The sequence below is a fragment of the Streptomyces sp. NPDC006365 genome, assembly GCF_042870755.1.
In the GTDB taxonomy this organism is placed as follows: Bacteria; Actinomycetota; Actinomycetes; order Streptomycetales; family Streptomycetaceae; genus Streptomyces; species Streptomyces xiangluensis.
The window spans coordinates 44813-64298 of record NZ_JBIAHS010000027.1 but is presented as its reverse complement, the minus strand read 5'-3'; the positions used below and the strand labels follow the sequence as shown (position 1 = coordinate 64298).

Annotated in this window: 22 protein-coding genes; 21 read left to right on the top strand and 1 reads right to left on the bottom strand. The window is 70.8% G+C overall.

Annotation, left to right across the window (positions count from 1 at the left end; all coding sequences use genetic code 11):
- The first annotated feature begins 3 nt into the window (after window positions 1–3).
- From araD to ACFYO0_RS42360, 13 genes are all read left to right on the top strand, one after another.
- Window positions 4–726 (top strand): L-ribulose-5-phosphate 4-epimerase AraD, encoded by a 723-nt coding sequence (gene araD, locus ACFYO0_RS42420; RefSeq protein WP_388687027.1) that lies wholly within the window; start codon window positions 4–6, stop codon window positions 724–726.
- A gap of 329 nt (window positions 727–1055) precedes the next feature.
- Window positions 1056–1562 carry a hydrogenase maturation protease gene (locus tag ACFYO0_RS42415; RefSeq protein WP_388687026.1) on the top strand — a complete coding sequence of 169 codons (507 nt, stop codon included), beginning with the start codon at window positions 1056–1058 and terminating at the stop codon, window positions 1560–1562.
- Complete coding sequence (hypF, locus tag ACFYO0_RS42410) at window positions 1559–3847, top strand: carbamoyltransferase HypF (RefSeq protein WP_388687025.1); 2289 nt, start codon at window positions 1559–1561, stop codon at window positions 3845–3847. Before ACFYO0_RS42415 ends, hypF begins: the two co-directional genes overlap by 4 nt.
- A gap of 6 nt (window positions 3848–3853) precedes the next feature.
- Window positions 3854–4111, top strand: a complete 258-nt coding sequence (locus tag ACFYO0_RS42405; protein WP_388687024.1) for a HypC/HybG/HupF family hydrogenase formation chaperone — start codon at window positions 3854–3856, stop codon at window positions 4109–4111.
- Between the two features lie 228 nt (window positions 4112–4339).
- Window positions 4340–5512: a 4Fe-4S dicluster domain-containing protein gene (locus ACFYO0_RS42400; protein ID WP_388687023.1), complete on the top strand. Its 1173-nt coding sequence runs from the start codon at window positions 4340–4342 to the stop codon at window positions 5510–5512.
- A complete protein-coding gene (locus ACFYO0_RS42395) occupies window positions 5512–5976 on the top strand; it encodes a Crp/Fnr family transcriptional regulator (RefSeq protein ID WP_388687021.1) in 465 nt (154 codons plus the stop codon). The genes ACFYO0_RS42400 and ACFYO0_RS42395 overlap by 1 nt, the downstream gene beginning before the upstream one ends.
- The gene (locus tag ACFYO0_RS42390) at window positions 5973–6779 is read left to right on the top strand and encodes an FAD/NAD(P)-binding protein (RefSeq protein ID WP_388687020.1); all 807 of its coding nucleotides are present in this window, start codon (window positions 5973–5975) and stop codon (window positions 6777–6779) included. Before ACFYO0_RS42395 ends, ACFYO0_RS42390 begins: the two co-directional genes overlap by 4 nt.
- A 1-nt stretch (window position 6780) precedes the next feature.
- Window positions 6781–7563 (top strand): oxidoreductase, encoded by a 783-nt coding sequence (locus ACFYO0_RS42385; protein WP_388687019.1) that lies wholly within the window; start codon window positions 6781–6783, stop codon window positions 7561–7563.
- Window positions 7560–8921, top strand: coding sequence for a Ni/Fe hydrogenase subunit alpha (locus tag ACFYO0_RS42380; RefSeq protein WP_388687017.1), 1362 nt, complete (start codon window positions 7560–7562; stop codon window positions 8919–8921). Before ACFYO0_RS42385 ends, ACFYO0_RS42380 begins: the two co-directional genes overlap by 4 nt.
- A complete protein-coding gene (locus tag ACFYO0_RS42375; RefSeq protein ID WP_388687016.1) occupies window positions 8914–9549 on the top strand; it encodes a CBS domain-containing protein in 636 nt (211 codons plus the stop codon). The genes ACFYO0_RS42380 and ACFYO0_RS42375 overlap by 8 nt, the downstream gene beginning before the upstream one ends.
- Window positions 9546–10649 carry a hydrogenase formation protein HypD gene (gene hypD / locus ACFYO0_RS42370; RefSeq protein ID WP_388687014.1) on the top strand — a complete coding sequence of 368 codons (1104 nt, stop codon included), beginning with the start codon at window positions 9546–9548 and terminating at the stop codon, window positions 10647–10649. The genes ACFYO0_RS42375 and hypD overlap by 4 nt, the downstream gene beginning before the upstream one ends.
- Window positions 10646–11680, top strand: coding sequence for a hydrogenase expression/formation protein HypE (hypE, locus tag ACFYO0_RS42365; protein ID WP_388687013.1), 1035 nt, complete (start codon window positions 10646–10648; stop codon window positions 11678–11680). The genes hypD and hypE overlap by 4 nt, the downstream gene beginning before the upstream one ends.
- A 69-nt stretch (window positions 11681–11749) precedes the next feature.
- Window positions 11750–12304: a hypothetical protein gene (locus ACFYO0_RS42360; protein WP_388687011.1), complete on the top strand. Its 555-nt coding sequence runs from the start codon at window positions 11750–11752 to the stop codon at window positions 12302–12304.
- Window positions 12305–12383: 79 nt separating this feature from the next.
- Here the strand turns inward: ACFYO0_RS42360 and ACFYO0_RS42355 are convergent, their stop codons facing one another.
- Complete coding sequence (locus tag ACFYO0_RS42355; protein ID WP_388687009.1) at window positions 12384–13373, bottom strand: Acg family FMN-binding oxidoreductase; 990 nt, start codon at window positions 13371–13373, stop codon at window positions 12384–12386.
- Between the two features lie 226 nt (window positions 13374–13599).
- Between ACFYO0_RS42355 and ACFYO0_RS42350 the strand changes: the two genes are divergently transcribed.
- The 8 genes from ACFYO0_RS42350 to ACFYO0_RS42315 all read left to right on the top strand — a co-directional run bounded on the left by ACFYO0_RS42350 (window position 13600) and on the right by ACFYO0_RS42315 (window position 19348).
- The gene (locus ACFYO0_RS42350) at window positions 13600–14112 is read left to right on the top strand and encodes a hypothetical protein (RefSeq protein WP_388687008.1); all 513 of its coding nucleotides are present in this window, start codon (window positions 13600–13602) and stop codon (window positions 14110–14112) included.
- Window positions 14113–14137: 25 nt separating this feature from the next.
- A complete protein-coding gene (locus ACFYO0_RS42345) occupies window positions 14138–14512 on the top strand; it encodes a hypothetical protein (RefSeq protein ID WP_388687006.1) in 375 nt (124 codons plus the stop codon).
- A 594-nt stretch (window positions 14513–15106) separates the two neighbouring features.
- On the top strand, window positions 15107–15811 hold the full coding sequence (uppS, locus tag ACFYO0_RS42340; RefSeq protein WP_388687004.1) for a polyprenyl diphosphate synthase: 705 nt from the start codon (window positions 15107–15109) through the stop codon (window positions 15809–15811).
- Window positions 15808–16746 carry a phytoene/squalene synthase family protein gene (locus tag ACFYO0_RS42335; RefSeq protein WP_388687002.1) on the top strand — a complete coding sequence of 313 codons (939 nt, stop codon included), beginning with the start codon at window positions 15808–15810 and terminating at the stop codon, window positions 16744–16746. Before uppS ends, ACFYO0_RS42335 begins: the two co-directional genes overlap by 4 nt.
- Window positions 16747–16891: 145 nt before the next feature.
- A complete protein-coding gene (locus tag ACFYO0_RS42330) occupies window positions 16892–17488 on the top strand; it encodes a peroxidase-related enzyme (RefSeq protein WP_388687000.1) in 597 nt (198 codons plus the stop codon).
- Window positions 17489–17768: 280 nt separating this feature from the next.
- Window positions 17769–18218, top strand: a complete 450-nt coding sequence (locus ACFYO0_RS42325) for an SRPBCC family protein (RefSeq protein WP_388686998.1) — start codon at window positions 17769–17771, stop codon at window positions 18216–18218.
- 516 nt (window positions 18219–18734) lie between these two features.
- The gene (locus tag ACFYO0_RS42320; RefSeq protein WP_388686996.1) at window positions 18735–18953 is read left to right on the top strand and encodes a hypothetical protein; all 219 of its coding nucleotides are present in this window, start codon (window positions 18735–18737) and stop codon (window positions 18951–18953) included.
- 194 nt (window positions 18954–19147) lie between these two features.
- Window positions 19148–19348 (top strand): HNH endonuclease, encoded by a 201-nt coding sequence (locus ACFYO0_RS42315; RefSeq protein WP_388686994.1) that lies wholly within the window; start codon window positions 19148–19150, stop codon window positions 19346–19348.
- Window positions 19349–19486: the final 138 nt, after the last annotated feature.

Here is a 19486-nt window from a genome sequence, read left to right as displayed (position 1 = left end):
CCGATGACCGCACGTGTCCGGGACGCCCTGCGGCAGGAGGTGCTGGAGGCGAACCTGGCCATCCCCCGGGCCGGCCTCGCCACCCTCACCTGGGGCAATGTGAGCGGGGTCGACCGGGAGGAAGGCGTCTTCGTCATCAAGCCCTCCGGAGTCCCGTACGAGGACCTGAAGGCGGACGACCTGGTGACGGTGCGCCTGGCAGACGGAGCCGTCGTCGACGGCGACCTGAGGCCCTCCACCGACACCGAGACCCACCGCTGCCTGTATCTGGCGTTCGCGTCCATCGGCGGCGTGACCCACACCCACTCCACCCACGCGGTGGCCTTCGCCCAGGCACGCCGGGAGATTCCGGTGCTGGGCACCACGCACGCGGACACCTTCAATGGGCCCATCCCGTGCACCCCCGACCTCACCGCGGACCAGTGCGCGAAGGACTACGAGTACAACACCGGCCGGGTCATAGTCGACATGCTCGACGGCGACGACGACCAAGCGGCCGGGGTGCCCGGCGCGCTGGTGGCCAACCACGGGCCCTTCACCTGGGGTGCCACCGCCCGCAAGTCCCTGGAACACGCCATCATCTGCGAAGCCGTCGCCGACATGGCGATCCACACCCTGGCGCTGGCCTCCACCGTCCCGCCCCCTCGCCACCTCCTGTATCGGCACTACACCCGCAAACACGGCCCCGACGCCTACTACGGCAACCCGGAGGTGACGAGCCGCTGATCACGGGGCCCCTGCTCCGGACGTACGAGGGCGGCTCGCGCGAAGGGAGCGCGGGTTGCCCAGGACGTGTGCCGTGCGTCAGCAGCCGAACGAGTGGATCGCCGTCCGGCTGTCTGCCGCGGCCGCAGCACCGTCGACGGGAACGACGGGTGGTTCGGCGAGGGACTGCACTGGTCGGGCGGCGCTCGGGCCGCACCGCGCTCGCCCTCCTGCACGCATGGTGCCCCGTCGCCGTTGTGCCCTCGTAGCCCCGGCCGGGCGGGTCGGCCCGGGCGGATGGGCCGTTCGGCCCCTGCGGGACCGGGCAGCGGCAGTGCATCGTAAGAGGCATGAGGACGCGTGCGCGGATCGCCGTCATCGGTGTCGGGAACGAGTTCCGGCGCGACGACGGCGTGGGCTGGGCCGTGGTCGCCCGGCTGCGGGAGCGGGCCGCGGACCGGCCGCTGCCGCCGGGCACCGTGCTCGCCCTCTGCGACGGCGACCCCGCCCGGCTGATCGGTCTGTGGGAGGGCGCCCACCTCGCGGTGGTCGTGGACGCGGCCCACGCGCACCCCGGCAGCCCCGGCCGCGTGCACCGCCTCGAAATCGACGGCGGACACCTCGCGCAGACGTCGACCACCAGCTCGCACGGGCTGGGCCTCGGCGAGGCCGTCGAACTCGCCCGGGTCCTGGGCCTGCTGCCGGACCACCTGGTCGTGTACGCCGTGGAGGGCGCCGACGGTGAGCTCGGCACCGGTCTCTCGCCCGCCGTAGAGGCCTCCGTGGATCCGCTCGTGGACGCGGTCGAGAACGAGGTCGCCCGTTACCGGGATGCGGTGGCCAGGGGGCAGACATGACCGTGCGCCGCTTCCACGTGGAGGGCATCGTCCAGGGCGTCGGCTTCCGGCCGTTCGTGTACCGCACGGCCGCCGCCCTCGGTTTGGACGGCTGGGTGGCCAACGTGAACGGTCACGTCGAGGGCGAGGTCGCCGGGCCGCCACGCGCCATCGAGGAGTTCGCGGCCCGCCTGCGTACCGGCGCCCCCGCCCTCGCCCGGGTACGCCGAGTCCAACTGACCGGGGGCGTCCAGCAGTCGGCGTACGGACATGGCTTCCAGGTACGGCTCAGCGGACCCGGGCGCGCCGGAACGGCATCGCGCGAGATCCCGCCCGACGCGGCGATCTGCGACGCCTGCCTGCGCGAACTCCGGGATCCTCGCGACCGGCGGCACCGCTATCCGTTCATCAACTGCACGGACTGCGGTCCGCGTGCCACGATCATCGAGGACCTGCCCTACGACCGGGTCCGCACCACCATGCGCCGCTTCCCGCTGTGTCGGCAGTGCGCGGCCGAGTACGCCGCCCCGGCCAACCGGCGCTTCCATGCCGAACCCGTCGCCTGTCCCGCCTGCGGACCACAACTGACCTGGCAGGAGCTGCGCGGCGAGGAGGCGCTGCGGGCGGCCGTGAAGACCGTCGAGGCGGGCGGGATCGTCGCGCTGAAGGGCATGGGCGGTTACCAACTGGTGTGCGACGCGGGGGACCCGCAGGCCGTGGCGGAGCTGCGGCGCCGAAAGGGGCGCCCGGCCAAACCGTTCGCCGTGATGGTCCGCGACACCGGGACGGCGGCCCGGCTGGCGCGGATCAGCGCCGGCGAGCGCCAGGCTCTGACGTCTCCGGAGCGGCCCGTCGTCCTGCTCGCCCGCCGCCGGTGGCACGGTCCGGCCCCGCTCGCGCGCGAGGTGCATCCCGGCCTGACCCATGTCGGCCTGTTCCTGCCCACCACGGGCCTGCACCACCTGCTCATCGACGAGTTGGCACGGCCGCTCGTGGTCACCAGCGGCAACCTCAGCGACGAGCCCATCGCCGTCGACGACGCCGAGGCCCGGCGCACTCTGGCCGGTGTCGCGGACGGCTTCCTCACTCATGACCGGCCGATCCGGTCCCGCTACGACGACTCCGTGGTGCAGTTCACCGGGCGGACCCGGATCACCGTCCGCCGGGCCCGCGGACTGGCCCCCGCCCCGCTGCCGCTCGCCGTACGGGAACCCGTCGCGGGGGTCGGCGCCCAGCTCAAGCACACGTTCACCCTGGCCGCCGACGGCCGGGCGCACATCGGCCCCCACACCGGCGACCTGGCCGACCTGGCGACCCACGACGCGTTCGTGGCGTCGTACGACCATCTCAAGCAGCTCACCGCCATCGAGCCGAAGGTTCTCGCCCATGATCTGCACCCCGGGTACCTGTCCACGCAGTGGGCCGAGGTGCAGGCGCTGCGCCGGATCCCGGTGCAGCACCACCACGCGCACGTGGCGGCCTGCGCGGCCGAGCACGGGGTGCGGGGCCGGTTCGTCGGCGTGGCCTACGACGGGCTGGGCCTCGGCGACGACGGCACGCTGTGGGGCGGCGAGATCCTCGTCGCCGATCTGAGCGGCTACCGCCGCGTGGGCAGGTTCGCGACCGCGCCCCTGCCCGGCGGAGACGCGGCGGTACGCCATCCCTCCCGCACCGCCCTCGGCCAGCTGCTCGGCGGCGAGATGCTGGGTTCCCCACGGCCGTACCCGTGGCTCAGTCAGCACTTCACCGAACGGCTCGATCCGGCCGAGACCGCCGCGGTACGCGCCATGGTCACCCGGGACGTGAACTGCCCGCGCGCGTCGAGCGCCGGGCGGCTGTTCGACACGGTTGCCGCCCTGCTCGGCCTCGCCGACCGGGTCAGTTACGAGGGCGAGGCGGCCGTCCTGCTCGAGGCAGCGGCAGGTGGCGAGCACGCCGTGCCGCTCCCTCACCGGATCGTGCGGGTGCACGGCCTGTGGGTGTACGACCCCGCACCGACACTGGTCGGCCTGCTGGAACGGCAGCTGGGCGGGGAGCCGGTGGCCCGGCTGGCGGCGGCGTTCCATCTGACGCTCGCGATCGTCACCGCGGACCTCGTCTCCAGGGCCGTGGCCGAGGGCGCGCCACGGACGGTGTGTCTCGGCGGCGGCTGCTTCGTCAACCGCCGGCTGCTCACCGAGGTGAAGCGCCGGCTGCACGCGCAGGGGATGCGGGTGCTGGTCGGCGGTCACGTCCCGGTCGGGGACGGCGGCATCAGCTACGGCCAGGCGGCGGTCGCCGCCGCACGGCTGGCCGGGGAGGAGTGAACGCGTATGTGCCTGGGCATCCCGGGCCGGGTCGTGGAGATCCATGACGACGCCGGACTGCGCATGGCCACCGTCGACTTCGGCGGGATCCGGCGCGAGGCGTGCCTGAGCTGCACACCCGAGGCGGACGTCGGGTCGTACGTCATCGTGCATGTCGGCTTCGCGATCAGCCAGGTCGACGAGGCGGAGGCGCATCGCACGCTCGACGTGCTGCGGGCGATGGCGGACGCGGTCGAGGGCGAGCTGGGTGAGCCGCTGCCGTAGCGCTCCGCCGGGAGTGCCGTTCAAAGGCCGTCCGGACGGTGCAGGTCGCCGGTGGCTGGTCGCGCCCACGCGGCGGAGCCGCATATCGACACAGCCCCGCGCCCCTACGGGGCGCGGCTGATCCGGTCGGCCCGTCAAGAGGGCCGGTCGGCCCCTGCCGCTGGCACCCTCCGGGCGCGAACCTGACTGTGGAGAAGCACGGAGCCGCCCCTGACAAGGAGGACCGTCATGACCGCCACCGCAGCCCCGGACGTACTCGACCGAGAGGGTCTGAACGCGCTGGTCGCGGCTCTGGTGGCGCAGGGACGGACGGTCGTCGGGCCGACCGTCCGTGATGGCGCGATCGTGCTGGCGGAGCTGACCTCGGCGGACGCGCTCCCCTACGGCTGGGGCGTCGAGCTGGAAGCCGGACGCTACCGGCTCGTCCGCCGCGAGGACGGGGCCGCCTTCGCGCACAGCGCGGGCCCGCAGTCCTGGAAGAACTTCCTGCACCCCGCACGGGAGCGGCTGTGGAGCGCCGACCGGACACCCGAGGGTGACGTGTCCTTCACCCCGGACGAGCCAGAGGCGCCGTCGTACGCCTTCCTCGGCGTCCGCCCCTGTGACCTGCGGGCCATCGCGATCCAGGACCGCGTCCTGACCGGCGGAGGGTACGCGGACACCGGCTACGGGAAGCGCCGGTCCGGGGCGCTGCTGATCGCCGCCGAATGCACCGAGCCGGGTGCGACCTGCTTCTGTATCTCCACGGGCGGCGGGCCCGCGGCCGATCCGGGGTACGACCTGGCGCTCACCGAGGTGGTGGACGGCGACGGGCACCGTTTCCTCGTGCGCGTCGGCAGCGAAGAGGGCGCCGAGCTGCTGGACCAGGTGCCGCACCGAACCGCCGACACGGGCACCGAGGGCATCGCCCGCGCCGCCGTGGAGGGAGCCCGCGACCGAATGGGGCGTGCGCTGCCTCCGGTCGACCTCCGTGACCTCATGGGTGCGAGCCTGCATGCCGAGCGCTGGGACGACGTCGCCGCCCGCTGTCTGACGTGCGGCAACTGCACGATGGTCTGCCCGACCTGCTTCTGCACCACCACGGAGGAGGTCACCGACCTGACCGGTGACCATACCGAGCGCTGGCGGCGCTGGGATTCCTGCTTCGACCTGGACTTCTCGTATCTGCACGGCGGCCCGGTCCGCTCCTCGCCGCGTGGCCGTTACCGGCAGTGGCTCACCCACAAGCTCTCCACCTGGCACGACCAGTTCGACACCTCCGGCTGTGTGGGCTGCGGACGCTGCATCACCTGGTGCCCGGCTGCCATCGACATCACCGAGGAGGTCGCCGCCCTGGACGCCGAACGCGCCGAACGCGCCGAACGCGCCGAACACGCGGCCCACGGAACGGAGACGGACTGATGCCTCCCTCGATCGCCCTGCGCATGAACCACGCCCTGCCCCCCGAGCACCGCGAGCGGCTGCTGCGCGTCGGCCGTGAGGTCACGTTCCCGCAGGGCGCCCGCCTCTTCGAAGAGGGCGGACATGCCAACCGCTTCTGGATCATCCGGGACGGCACGGCCGCCCTCGACATGCACATCCCCGGCAGCCGGCCCCCGGTCATCGAGACCCTGGGCGTCGGTGACCTCGTCGGCTGGTCCTGGCTGTACGAGCCCTACGTGTGGCAGCTGGGCGCCGAGGCCGTGACCGCTCTGCGGGCCTACGAGTTCGACGCCGTCGCCGTCCGTCTGATGAGCCTGGACGATCCCGAGTTCGGCCGCGCCGTCGAGCACTGGGTCGGCAGGGTGCTGGCCCACCGCCTGAACGCCGCCCGCGCCCGGCTGGTCGACCTGTACGGGACCTACGAGACGAAGGAACCGCGATGACCGCCGTACCGGTCCCCCATCGCGTGGTCGCCCGCCGGCCGGAGACCGCGGACACCGTCACGCTGCGACTCGAACCGGTCGGCGCGGCGCTGCCCGCCTTCCTGCCGGGCCAGTTCGCGATGGTGCACTGCTTCGGCCGCGGCGAGATCCCCGTCTCGGTGAGCTCCGTGCAGGCCACGGGCGGTCTCGCGCACACGATTCGCTCGGTGGGCGCGGTGTCCGACGGGCTTTGCGCGGCCCAGGCCGGCGACGTCGTCGGCCTTCGCGGGCCGTACGGCACGAGCTGGGAGCTGGAACGGGCCCGTGGCCGCGACGTGCTGATCGTGGCCGGCGGTATCGGTCTCGCCCCGCTGCGGCCGCTGATCCTGAGCGCGCTGGCCGAGCCGGAGGCGTATCGCCGCGTCAACGTCCTGGTCGGGGCGCGCACCCCGGGCGACGTCATCGCCCGGAAAGAGGCGGAGAGCTGGGCCACGGCGTACACCGGAGTGATCGTCGACATGCCCGACGCGGGCTGGCACGGGGACGTCGGCGTGGTCACCCAGCTGCTGGGGCGGGCGCACTTCGATCCGGACGGCACCTGCGCGTTCGTCTGCGGGCCCGAGCCGATGATCCGTGCCACCAGCCGCGAACTCGCCCACCGCGGTGTGCCCCGCGACCGCATCCGGGTCTCGCTGGAACGGAACATGCGCTGCGCGACAGGGCACTGCGGGCACTGCCAGCTCGGCCCTCTGCTGGTGTGCCGGGACGGGCCCGTCGTCGACTGGAAGCAGGCCGAACCCCTGCTGTCGGTAAGGGAGTTGTGAGATGGCGGCCGCTGAGACAACACCCACGAAGACGGCGCCCAGGCTCGCGGTGTTCAAGCTGGCCTCCTGCGACGGCTGCCAGCTCACCCTCCTGGACTGCGAGGACGAACTCCTGGCTCTGGCGGGCGAGGTGGAGATCGCCCACTTCCTGGAGGCGTCCAGCGCGGTGGCGCCCGGACCGTACGACCTGTCCCTCGTCGAGGGCTCGATCACCACGGCCGAGGACGCTGAGCGCATCCGCGCGATCCGCGCCGCCTCCCGCCACCTGGTGACCATCGGGGCCTGCGCGACCGCCGGAGGCATCCAGGCGCTGCGCAACTTCGCGGACGTCGACGAGTACCGGCGCGTGGTCTACGCCCACCCCGAGTACATCTCCACGCTCGCCACCTCCACGCCCGTGTCAGCCCATGTCGACGTCGACTTCGAGCTGCGCGGCTGCCCGATCGACAAGCGACAGCTCATCGAGGTCATCACCGCGTTCCTGGCCGACCGCAAGCCTGACGTGCCGGACCACAGCGTGTGCTTCGAGTGCAAGCGGCGCGGCACGGTCTGCGTCACCGTCGCCCACGGGACCCCCTGCCTCGGCCCGGTCACGCACGCCGGATGCGGGGCGCTGTGCCCGGCGTACCACCGGGGCTGCTTCGGCTGCTTCGGCCCGTCCGGGTCGGTGAACCTGCCCGCGTTGATCCCGTTGCTGCGTCGCGACGGTCTAGACGAGGACGCCGTGGACAGGTTCCTGCACACCTTCAACACCGCCGCATTCGACAAGGAGTTGTCGCCGTGACGCACCGCGGATCCCGTCTGCTGCACGTCGGCTCGCTGTCCCGGGTCGAGGGCGAGGGCGCGCTGCGCCTGCATGTGCACGACGGTACGGTCACCGAGGCGCGGCTGGAGATCTATGAACCGCCGCGGTTCTTCGAGGCGTTCCTGCGCGGTCGCTCGTACACCGAGCCGCCGGACATCACGGCCCGGGTGTGCGGAATCTGCCCAGTCGCCTACCAGATGAGCGCGTGCTTGGCGATCGAGGACGCATGCGGGGTGACGGTCGACCCGGCCGTCCGAGATCTGCGTCGGCTGCTGTACTGCGGCGAGTGGATCGAGAGCCAGGCCCTGCACATCTACCTGCTGCACGCCCCGGACTTCCTGGGCCGCACGAGCGCGATCGAGCTGGCGCGCACGCACCGGACGGAGGTTGAGCGGGGGCTGAGGCTGAAGAAGGCGGGCAACTCCCTGATGGAACTGCTCGGCGGGCGGGCCGTGCACCCCGTGAACGTCCGCCTCGGCGGTTTCCACCGGGCGCCGACCCGCGCCGAACTGCGGCCGGTCGAGGAGGAGTTGAAGCGAGGACTCGACGACGCTTGGGACACCGTACGTTGGGTCGCAGGCTTCGACTTCCCGGACGGGCACACCGACGCCGACCTGCTCGCGCTGGCCGCCTCGGACACGTACGCCATCGAGGGCGGGACGCCGACCGTGCTGCGGGCCGACGGCACCACCTTTTCCTTCCCGGTCCGGGACTTCACCCAGCACGTCGCCGAAACGCACCTTGCGCACTCCACCGCGCTGCACTCCCGTCTCGATGGGCGGCTGCATCTCACCGGCTCGCTCGCCCGGTTCGCGATCGGCGGCGCACGGCTGTCGCCGGTGGCGCTGGAGGCCGCCGTGGAGGCGGGGCTCGGGGATCCGCGCGAAGGCGCCGTGTGCCGCAATCCGTTCCGGTCGATCCTGGTGCGGGCGGTGGAGACGGTGTACGCCGTCGCCGAGGCGTTGCGGATCATCGAGGCGTACGAGCCTCCCGCGCGCCCGTACACCGAGGTGCCGCCGGTCGCCGGCACCGGGCACGGTGCCACCGAGGCGCCGCGCGGGGTGCTGTACCACCGTTACGAGATCGACGCCGACGGGATTGTCACGAGCGCGCTGCTGGTGCCGCCCACTGCTCAGAACCAGGGTGCGATCGAGGACGACCTGCGTCGGCTGGCCCAGGAGGCGATCGGCGAACACGACCCCGACGACGCCGAGTTGACGGCCCTGTGCGAGCGAGCGATCCGCAACCACGACCCGTGCATCTCGTGCTCCACCCACTTCCTCGACCTGACGGTCGTCCGCACCCAAGGGGATACACCGGGAGGCTGCGATGCCTGAATCTCCGTACACCGTGAGCGATGTGATGACGCACACCGTCATCGCCGTCGGGCGCGACGCGCCCTTCAAGGAGATCGTCGGCCTGATCGACCAGTGGAAGGTGAGCGCCCTGCCGGTCCTGGAGGGCGAGGGGCGGGTCATCGGCGTGGTCTCCGAGGCCGATCTGCTGCCCAAGGAGGAGTTCCGCGACCGCGAGGGCGGCGAGGACGAGCAGGCCGACCGCTCGGAGCGGCGGAAAGCGGCGGCGCTGACCGCGGGTGAGCTGATGAGCAGCCCTGCCGTGACCGTGCACGCGGTCGCCCCGGTCACCGAAGCCGCGCGCATCATGGCCCGACGACATGTCAAGCGGCTGCCCGTGGTGGACGCGGTCGGCATGCTGCAGGGCGTGGTCAGCCGCAGTGATCTGCTCAAGGGCTTCCTCCGCGACGACGAGGAGATCGCCGAGGAGATCCGGCACAGCATCCTGGGCCACCTCCCCGTCACCACTCCCCTCACCATCAGCGTGACCGACGGCGTGGTCACCCTGGGCGGATCCATGCCAGACCGCACGCTCGTCCCGATGGTGGCCCGGGCGGTCCGGGCCGTGGAGGGGGTCGTGGACATCCGGCTCGACCTCACGCACCGATGAAGTACTTGGACGAATACCGTGATCCCGTCCTCGCCCGGCGGCTGCTGGACGAGCTGCGGCAGACCGCCACGCACCCCTGGCGGATCATGGAGGTGTGCGGCGGCCAGACCCACACCCTGGTCCGCCAGGGCATCGACGAGCTGCTGCCCGCCGGCATGCGGATGATCCACGGGCCGGGCTGCCCGGTCTGCGTCACCCCCCTGGAGACCCTGGACCGGGCCATGGCCGTCGCCACCCGGCCCGGCGTGATCCTCACCAGCTTCGGCGACATGCTGCGCGTACCCGGCACCGACACCGACCTGCTGTCGCTGCGGGCCCGGGGCGCGGACGTACGGGTGGTCTACGCCCCGATGGACGCCGTACGCCTGGCCGCCGAACGCCCTGACCGGCAGGTCGTCTTCCTCGCTGTCGGCTTCGAGACGACGGCGCCCGCCAACGCGATGGCCGTACTGCACGCGGCCCGCCTCGGGCTGACGAACTTCTCGATGCTGGTCAGCCACGTCCTGGTGCCGCCCGCCATGACCGCGCTGCTGGACGACCCGGACTGCGAGGTGCAGGCCTTCCTGGCGGCGGGGCATGTGTGCGCGGTGATGGGCTGGCGCGAGTACGAGCCGATCGCCGCCCGCTACCGGGTGCCGATCGTGGTCACGGGTTTCGAGCCGCTGGACCTGCTGGAGGGCATCCTCATGGCGCTACGGCAGCTGGAGTCGGGACGGTACGAGGTGGAGAACCAGTACGTACGGGCAGTGCGCCGCTCGGGCAACACCGACGCGCAGGACGCGGTCCGCACGGTGTTCCGGGTCACCGACCGGGCCTGGCGCGGCATCGGGTCGCTGCCCGACAGCGGGCTCGAACTCGCTGAGGAATACCGGGAGTTCGACGCAACCCGCCGGTTCGACGTGGGGGGCCTCAGCCCCGTCGAGGACGCCGAGTGCATCGCCGGCGCCATCCTGACCGGGGCCAAGCTGCCCACCGACTGCGCCGCGTACGGCGCCCGCTGCACACCCCGCCATCCCCTCGGCGCGCCGATGGTGTCGTCCGAAGGCACCTGCGCCGCCTTCCACGCGGCCGGACGTACTTCTGCGAGGAGCACGGCATGACCATCGACTGCCCCACCCCGAAGCATGAAGAAGAGGTCGTGCTGCTGGGCCACGGTGCCGGCGGACGCCTCACCGCGGAACTCCTCGACCGGCTGATCCTGCCCGCCCTGGACGGCTCACCCGGCCCGCTGGAGGACGCGGCGCTGCTGCCGGGCTACCGGGAACTCGTGATCAGCACCGACAGCTTCGTGGTGAGCCCGCTGTTCTTCCCCGGCGGGGACATCGGCTCCCTCGCCGTGCACGGCACCGTCAACGACCTCGCCATGCGGGGCGCGTGGCCGCTCGCCCTGTCCGTCTCGCTGATCGTCGAGGAGGGGCTGCCGCTGTCCGAACTCCGTGCCGTCATGGCCTCGTTGGGCAAGGCGGCGCAGGACGTCGGCGTGCCCGTGGTCACCGGGGACACCAAGGTCGTGGGCCGCGGCGCCGCCGACAAACTGTTCATCAACACCACCGGCATCGGGCAACGGCACGGCTCACTGCACCCCTCCGCCGGGCTGGCCCGCCCCGGGGACGCGGTCCTGCTGTCCGGGCCGATCGGACTGCACGGCACGACCGTCCTCAGCACCCGTGAGGGCCTAGGCTTCGAGAGCGACATCGTCTCCGACAGCCGACCGTTGCACCGGCTGGTGCGCAACCTGGGCCCGCTCGGGCCCGCCGTCCACGTGCTGCGCGACCCGACCCGGGGCGGGCTCGCCGCCGCCCTGAACGAGATCGCCCACGACTCGTCCGTCGCCGTCGAGATCGAGGAGAGCGCCGTCCCCGTGCCCGAGCCGGTGGCTTCCGCCTGCGACCTGCTCGGCCTGGACCCGCTGATCGTCGCCAACGAGGGCTGTCTGGTCGCCTTCGTCGCCGATGACGCGGCCGAGGAGACGCTGGCCGCGATGCGGTCGGTGCCCGAGGGTGGGCAGGCAGTGCGGATCGGCGAGGTGCTACCGGACGGACCGCAGGGGCGCGTCACCCTGCGGACCCTGGTGGGCGCCCGGCGCATCGTGGACATGCCGCTCGGGGAGCAACTGCCCCGTATCTGCTGAGCGTCGGCACGCGGCAGCGTCCGGGCACCGAGCCTCCCAGGGTTCCCGGACGCGTCACGTCGGCGGATCGTGCCGAGCGGTCAGCCGGCCTTGCGGCCCCACTCCCGCCACTGCACCGGCCCGGATCAGCGGCCCGACCAGCTGTCCGCCGGCGTGCGCATGGGGCTGCGGGAAGCGGCCCGCGACCGGGTGCTGTGGGCGCTGCTCATCGCCGTACCCGTCGTCTTCGTCCTCCTCGCGGTGGCCACCACCCCAGAGGAGTCCACCGCGCTGACCGTGCGCGAAAGCGGCCGCACCCTCTCCCAGCAGGCATGGCCGCCCGACATCACGGCGGCACCATGGCCCCGATCGCCATCGCGTCCCTGGCCACACTGGCCGGGCTGTTCACCGTCCTGGACGCCCGCTCCGGCGACCGGCGCCTGGCCCTCGCAGGCTTCCGCCCCCCCGACACTGCTCGCCTCCCGCCTGGCCGTCATCGCCCTCGGCGCGCTGCTGGCAACCGCCGCGTCCCTCGCCGTCGCCGCCACCGTCGTCGCAGCCGAGTGCACGGCCGAGCCCCGACCCACGGCTACTGCCCCGTCCCAGGAGGCCGAGGACCACGGCGAAACAGGACACAGCCACTGAAGGGCGGCGCTCACGGGCGGGGACGTGCCGGGAGCCGAGGGCGTCGGTCCCTCTGCGGCGACGCCGTACCAAAGCACCGCTACGGCACGATGTCGAGCACGTCTTCCACTGGACGACGTGGCGTCCCCGGACCCTGCTTGCCGTATCCCAGGCGCAGCACCATCTGCACGAACCCCATCGCCGACCCAGGGTCGCGGACGGCCCAGCGGAGTTCCGGCCATTCGAGGGCGTGGGACGTGAGCGAGGTTGCCAGCCCGTCCAGGGTCGCTTCGAGCAGGACGCGCTCCATTGCCTGCCCCGCTTTGAGCCAGTCCCCGGGCCGGTCGCCGGTCGTGCCCAGCAAGGCAAGGTGTGGCTTCCTCTCGAATGTGGCCACCTCGCGGCCGGGCACGGCGCGTCGGCCCGCGAAGTCGCGTACCGGCGCCTCTCCGTCTCGCTTGCGTGGGCCGAAGGCGTAGTCGGGGATGCCGTCGGCCGACGTGGCGGTGTCGGGGCCGATATGGGTCCAGCGGACGAGGTCCTCGAGCTGGCTGGGGTCCAGCGAGTCGCGTCCCTCGGCATCGTGGACCAGGTCCAGCACGGATTCCGCGTGCCATTCGGAGGGAAAGAGCAGCCGCGCTCCTTCCCGCAGGGCAGCTCCACAGAGGGCGTCCTGTAGGGCCGGGGGGATGTCCTCGTCCGAGAACGGATAGCGGCTGGTGTGCCGGCGGCGGATGGCGGGGTACAGCACGGCGAGGTCGGTCTCCGGGCGTACGGGACCGGCCAGCTCCACGAGCGCGAGCAGTTCCGGGTCCGCCGGGTCGGGCAGCAGTCGGGTGGCCGGCTCCCAACCCGCGTGAGCGGCGCTGACGCGCAGGTTGAACAGGGCCGCGCCGCATCCGATGTGAAGGGCGCGGTGGGTGGGGTCGGCATTGGGCATGGCCCGCTCGGGGTCCGAGCGGACGTGGAAGGTGCGGGCCCCACGCAGGTAGCGGAACTTCCACGGCTGAGCGTTGTGCATGGACGGTGCGGCCGCGGCGTCGCTGACGAGAGCAGCCACGGCTTCGACGTCGAACGGTTGTGCTGACACCGGGGGCCTCCCTCCGGGAGTCGGCTGGCCCTGGCGCAACGGTGGCCCGCCTCTCCTCACGCTCTCCTCACGGTAGTCGCGGCGCGCCCGCGCAGCTGTGCAGAACCCTGGCGATAAGGTCACCACTGATCCCTTTCCGGATCAAATTGCCAATTTTCTATCAGCGTCGAAACGGAGAGGCACACCGACGGCAGTGTCGGCTCCGAGGGCGAACGGGAGACGGGCTGTGAACTTCACCGAGCGCGAGTGGTGGACCCTCATCCACGGCATGATCCTCGGAGCCGCCTTCCTGCTCGCCTTCGCCGGTGGTCTCGCCGAGCTGTACAGCCTCAAGCCCGCCCTGATGACGCGCGTGGGAGTGGTGGAGCGGATGCGGCGGGTACGGATCGGTGTCGCCGCCATGGCGGTGGCGGCATGGGCGACCGTGATCACCGGCACCTGGGTCGTCTACCCGTGGTACCGGGAGATGACCCCGGACAGCCCAAGATCACAGCTGCTCGCCGACCCGGACACGGCGGACTGGCACGAGTTCGGCATGGAGTGGAAGGAACACATCGCCTGGCTCAGTCCGATCCTCGCGACCGCCGTCGTCTTCATCGTCTGGTACTACGGCCCCGGCCTGATCCGGCACAACCGGGTCCGCCGTACCACCATCACCCTGTTCGTCCTCGCCTTCGTCTTCGCGGCGGTGGCAGGGGCGTTCGGCGCCTTCATCACCAAGGTGGAGCCTGTCCAGTGACCAGGCTCTGAAAGGAGGTTGCGGCGTGGAATCCAAGAACGCGGCAACGCCGTCCGGAGGCGGACGGGAAGAGGACTTCCCCCTCAGCGACAAGGTGGAGGGGCCAATCTCGGCAGCGATCATCGCCGCGGGTGTCGGAGCCACCGCACTGGGCCTTCTCACCACACTCGCCGAGGCCAGTACGACGGTGCACGACGGCCTGGAGTGGAGCGACTCGGTTGGTCCACTGTCCGGCAAGACCATCCTGGCTGTGGTCGTTTGGCTGTTCGCCTGGGCCATCCTGTACGCCGTGCTGCGCAACAAGCCGTTCGAAACGGTGCGAGCCTTCGTCATCAGCCTTGCGCTCATCGCCCTCGGGATCCTCGGAACCTTCCCCCCGTTCTTCCAGCTCTTCGCATAGGCCCTGCACGTCTTCCCATGGTTCATCGTCTACCCCTCCTACGGATGGGGAGCCATGGGGCTGCGACACGGCGGCAACAGGATCGCGGCGTTCGCGCTGCTCAATCACCTCGCCTACGGCCTCGGCCCGGGCCTCACGCTGGCCCGCCCCGCACAGCCGCAATAGTCGACCGGCGTTCTACGTTCCCGCGCGAGCGCCCCGGGTGTGGGGCTGCAAGGTCATCACGGTATGGGACCCGGCCGCCCGGTTCGGCGTATCGCGGGGAGCCCACGGGACCCGACGCGCCACGACGCATGGGGGGCGGCGCAAGAGACTGCCGCAGAAGAGGCCGGATCCGGCCGTCGAGGGTGTGTGCGTGCGGCCTGCGCCGGAGGTAAGTACTCGTGACCGCGGGCGGCATTCTTCTGCCCTGCAGGCGCCCGCATCCCAGAGCGGGTTGTGCCGACTGCGCCCGCCGCTGTCCCTCGCTGACTGTTGGAGACCCCGGCTGTGGCACCCGATGTGGCACGCCTGGCCCCTGCTGGATGGCATAGATGCCTTACGCCACATATCTATGGAGACAGGACTGCCTCTGAGCGTAAAGGTCGTTTAGTGATGCTCTCTACCGATCCATGCCATGTGGCGTGCATCCTGGATGGGAACGGCAGATGGGCTGAAGCGCGCGGCCTGGTGCGCCGTGACGGTCACCACCACGGGGCCGACCCCGCTCGGCGGATCGTCGAGACAGCCGACGACATGGGTCTTGAATGGCTGTCCATGTATGTGTTCTCCACGGAGAACTGGGCGCGGCCGACAGCCGAGGTCGCCCTGATCATGCGGGCGATCGAGAAGTTCATCGAGGCCAACCTCGAAAGCTGGCACCGCCGGGGGATCCGCATCCGCTACCTGGGACAGTCGCACCACCAGGTGCCGCTGTCCCTGCGCTCCGCGATGGCCCGTTCCGCCGCGATGACGGCCTCGAACACGGGCATGACGGTCACTGTGGCCCTGAATCACGGCGGCCACAGCGATCTCGTGCACGCGGTCCGCTCCATCGTCGCCGCCGGCGTTCCGGCCGACCAGATCAGCGAGCGGACCCTTGCCGCGCACCTGCCCCATCCCGACATGCCTCCGGTGGATCTGCTGATCCGCACGTCCGGGGAAATGCGCCTGTCAGGGTTCCTGCTGTGGCACATGGCCTACGCAGAGTTGGTGTTCCTTCCCGATCTGTGGCCCGACATGACACCGGAGAAGTTCCGCGACGCCATCGAAACCTACCGCCACCGCTCGCGCCGCTTCGGAAAGGTGGCCACGCGGTGATCAAGCTCGCCACCTGGCGTACGGCCCTGGAGGCCGCTGACATTCGCGGCGAGCGGCTGCGCCAGGACTACACCCAGTGCGCGCGGTTCATCCGTGACCGCGACACCGGACCCTACGCAGGAGTCCGGGTGCTGGCCCCGCCGGCTCTGCAGCCGCACCTGCTGGCCGGGCTCGCATTCGCCAACCGCACCGACGACCTCGCCGACGGAGGTAACACCGAGCTCGCCCAAGCACGGCGCGCAGACTGGCTCGCCCAAGCACGGCGCGAGGTGTCGGACGGCTCGTGCCCTTATCCGATCGTGCGGGCCTTCGTGAACTCCATGACGGTGCGGGGATTGTGCCCGTCGTGGATGCGGCGCCTGCTGGATGCCGCCGAGCTGGAGCCGGACTTCACAGGCTTCGCCGACGAGGCGGAGTTCGGCCAGTATGTGGATCGCTATACCTGGCCCCTGCTGATGTGCTCGGCAGGTCTCCAATACCGGGGCGGCCCCGACGACGCAGCGGCCCGAACGTGGCGGGCCTATGCCGAGTTCGCTCAACGCCTGGACTTCATCAACGATCTGAGGGCGGATCTGGCGGCCGGACGCCTGTGTATGCCCGCCGACGCCCTGGCCCTGCACGCCGTGGCCCGCTCCGAACTCGAACAGGGCCGGGACACCGCCAACGTGCGCGCTCTGCTACAGGACATGTGCACCCGCGCTCACACAGCGCTGGAGAGCGCGCGCGGAGTCCTGGAGGTATGCGATCCAGAGCAGTTGGTCGCCGCTCGCACTCTGCTGACGCTGCAGGAACGGCAGCTGAACGACATCGGCAGCTCCCGTGCACGTATCCTCCGCCGGCCAGTTGGCTTCCACGTCCCAACGATGGTTCGCATCATGCTGGGCGCACTGCGGACGCGGCCCGACGTTCGGTGTCCAACGGGGCCCCTTCAGTGAAATTCGACGCCGCCGTAAGGAGCACGGCACAAGGAGGCGACCAACGAAACGACGGTCGGTGTCACGGGCAGCCAGGCGTCCGCACAGCGGCCTGGCCGGCACTCCGTTTGCCGGGAACCAACGCCCTACGGAAGGAGCAGTGCCCGTGTCCCCCGCCAACACCGAAAACCCGGCATGGATCACCGTGCCGTCGGCAGACAGCCTGCCCGAGAAGGTCGCCACCGAGATCGATCCGATCGTGCAGAAGATTGGGTTCGTGCCCAACGTGGCGCGACTGCTGGCGATCACTCCCGACCATTTCGTCGGCTGGTGGCGCTACTTCGATGAGCTGATGCGCGGGCCGTCGGGCCTGAGTAAGACCCAACGAGAGATGATCGCCGTGGTTGTCTCGGCCGAGGCCCGCTGCCCCTATTGTGTGGCCGCGCACGCCGCCGCGCTGCGGTTGCGCACCAAGGACGCCGCCTTGGTCGACCGCCTGGCTGCCAACTACCGTCACGTCGAGCTTGCGCGCCAGGACCGGGTGATGCTGGACTTCGCCGTCAAGCTGACCCAGACGCCCGAGGCGTGCGATGAAGACGACAGCGTCCGCCTGCTGGAGGCAGGGTTCACCGACGCGGACATCCTGCACATCGTGGAAGTCACAGCGATCTTCAACTACAACGTGCGCCTTGCCACCGCCACCGGGCTGTTCCCCAACGCCGGGTACCACCAACTCGGCCGGGCCGCGATCACGGAAGGCTGAGACATGGCCTGGGGACACAGCCCCCTGCATCTCTCCTTCATCCGGCACTGTCGTGGGTGATTGTGCGCCAGGGAGGCCGCCGAGGCCTCAACGGAGCTGAGGATCATCCCGCCGCCCTGTTCTCGTACGGCCTCCAGGCAAGCTGCCCTACGAGGCAGTTTCGGCATGGCCGGCCACGGGAGCGGGCCGCCGTACGAGTCCCGGTGACTCCTGGCTGCTCGCCTGGCAGGTCGAGCGAACCGGTGAGATCATTTCCATGACCCTGCAGAGGGGGCCAAGAATGTCCGCGATCAAGGAAACTGTCGACATCGATCGCCGCCCCGAGGAGGTCTTCTCGTATGTCACCGACCCCTCCCACCTGCCGGAATGGCAGGAGAGCGCCGCATCCGCGCATCGGGTGGGCGATGCCCCGATAGGTGTGGGTTCCCGAATCAGGGCGACTTGGCGGCTGGGCCGCCGCGAGTTCCCGATGCTCATGGAGGTGACCGAATTCGATCCGCCGAGATGCTGGCGTATGCGCGGCATCGAGGGCCCCGCCAGAGGACAGGTCCACGGAACGATCGAGCCGCTCGATAACGGAGCGCGCTCACGCCTGACGGTCGCCCTGGACTTCGACTCCCGTGGGGTGGGCAAGGTTCTCGTGCCCCTGGTGCTCCGTCCGCAGGCTCGCAAGGAGCTGCCCCGCGACGAGGAAACGCTCAAGAAGCTACTGGAGCAGGGTGCCACCTGATGGGTGTCCATGAGTGCTGCCGCTTGGAAAGTGGAAACGCGTGGCAGCGCGGTACCTTGCCCGGATGGTCAGACGACCGAGGAGCTGAGGGCTGCCCCAGATCAGAGGCATGAACGCATTGGCATGCCCCCGCCGGAGAACCAGGCCGACGGGGTGCTGCACGTTCCGTCCGTGCCGCTGCCGCTGATGTCCATTCCGCCCATGTCCCCCATGTCGTGGCCGTGGCCGGAGGAACTCGACGAGTCTGAGGAGCAGCCGCCCATGTGCACGCTTCGCCGGTGGGCTCGCCGAGCTGTACAGCCTCAAGACCGCCCTGATGACGAGGTGCGCCAGCTTCAGCGCCAGCGTCCCGCACGACCTGGTCGCGGTCTTCGCCGCCTCGCTCGCTTCCCCGGTCCCGTATCCCGGCGCACCCAACGACATCTCCCCACGCGGCCGGTGGCTTGTAGCTCGGGCGGTCGCTCCCCATGGAAAGGACATCGACCTGTCGGTTTCACCCCTGCCTCGGGCCGACTTGTGCTCGCCTACGCCATCACGGCGGCTGGGCCGGGACGGCACTACTTGCACGTCGTCCGGCCGCTGGTCGCGCGGGAAGCGCTCGCGGAAGTCCTTTGTCTGGGCGGCAACCGGCTCGCCCTCGGTCCGGTGAGCGCGGAGCGCCTCGACCGCCTGACCCGCCTGGCGGATCAGGCCGTGACGGATGCGAGCAATCGGTGCGGACCGTCGGTCCTGTGAAGACCACCAAGAGGTGGTACGTGAAGCCGGACGTAGAAGATCTCCGCGGAGCCGCCACAACGTGGCACGGCCTGCACGGTGCTGCGACGGAAGGGCAAGCGTGAGTCAGGCGGCCCACCGACCGAGCGACCTGCCCAGCCGTATGGCAGCCAAGACCGAGGTGGACCCGGAGACCGGCTGCCGACTGTGGACCGGTGGCTAAAACGGGGGAGGGGCCGTCAGGCTACGGCCAAGTTTCCTACGAGGGAAAGACACAGCTTGTCCACCGTGTGGTGTTCAGGCTGCTGGTCGGGGAGATCCCGGAAGGCTTCCAGGTGCGTCATGCCGATCCTGGGGACGGCATTACACACTTTGCTGCAACCCGGACCACCTGGAAGCCGTGCCAAAGCAGGTAGCTCTGCGGCGCAGGGACTGGGAAAGCGCGCGAGCCAGGAGGACGCACTGTCCTCACGGCCACGCGTACACGCCGGAGAACTCGTATCCGGAACCCCGAGGGTTCCGGCGGTGCCGGACGTGTCGCGCCGAGAGGGTCA

Excerpts from the sequence above, each read along its gene's own strand:
- hypE (WP_388687013.1), top strand. The coding sequence starts at position 10,646 with ATGACCATCGACTGCCCCACCCCGAAGCATGAAGAAGAGGTCGTGCTG.
- ACFYO0_RS42375 (WP_388687016.1), top strand. The coding sequence starts at position 8,914 with ATGCCTGAATCTCCGTACACCGTGAGCGATGTGATGACGCACACCGTC.
- hypD (WP_388687014.1), top strand. The coding sequence starts at position 9,546 with ATGAAGTACTTGGACGAATACCGTGATCCCGTCCTCGCCCGGCGGCTG.
- ACFYO0_RS42325 (WP_388686998.1), top strand. The coding sequence starts at position 17,769 with ATGTCCGCGATCAAGGAAACTGTCGACATCGATCGCCGCCCCGAGGAG.
- araD (WP_388687027.1), top strand. The coding sequence starts at position 4 with ATGACCGCACGTGTCCGGGACGCCCTGCGGCAGGAGGTGCTGGAGGCG.
- ACFYO0_RS42415 (WP_388687026.1), top strand. The coding sequence starts at position 1,056 with ATGAGGACGCGTGCGCGGATCGCCGTCATCGGTGTCGGGAACGAGTTC.
- uppS (WP_388687004.1), top strand. The coding sequence starts at position 15,107 with ATGCTCTCTACCGATCCATGCCATGTGGCGTGCATCCTGGATGGGAAC.
- ACFYO0_RS42405 (WP_388687024.1), top strand. The coding sequence starts at position 3,854 with ATGTGCCTGGGCATCCCGGGCCGGGTCGTGGAGATCCATGACGACGCC.
- ACFYO0_RS42395 (WP_388687021.1), top strand. The coding sequence starts at position 5,512 with ATGCCTCCCTCGATCGCCCTGCGCATGAACCACGCCCTGCCCCCCGAG.
- hypF (WP_388687025.1), top strand. The coding sequence starts at position 1,559 with ATGACCGTGCGCCGCTTCCACGTGGAGGGCATCGTCCAGGGCGTCGGC.
- ACFYO0_RS42390 (WP_388687020.1), top strand. The coding sequence starts at position 5,973 with ATGACCGCCGTACCGGTCCCCCATCGCGTGGTCGCCCGCCGGCCGGAG.
- ACFYO0_RS42385 (WP_388687019.1), top strand. The coding sequence starts at position 6,781 with ATGGCGGCCGCTGAGACAACACCCACGAAGACGGCGCCCAGGCTCGCG.
- ACFYO0_RS42400 (WP_388687023.1), top strand. The coding sequence starts at position 4,340 with ATGACCGCCACCGCAGCCCCGGACGTACTCGACCGAGAGGGTCTGAAC.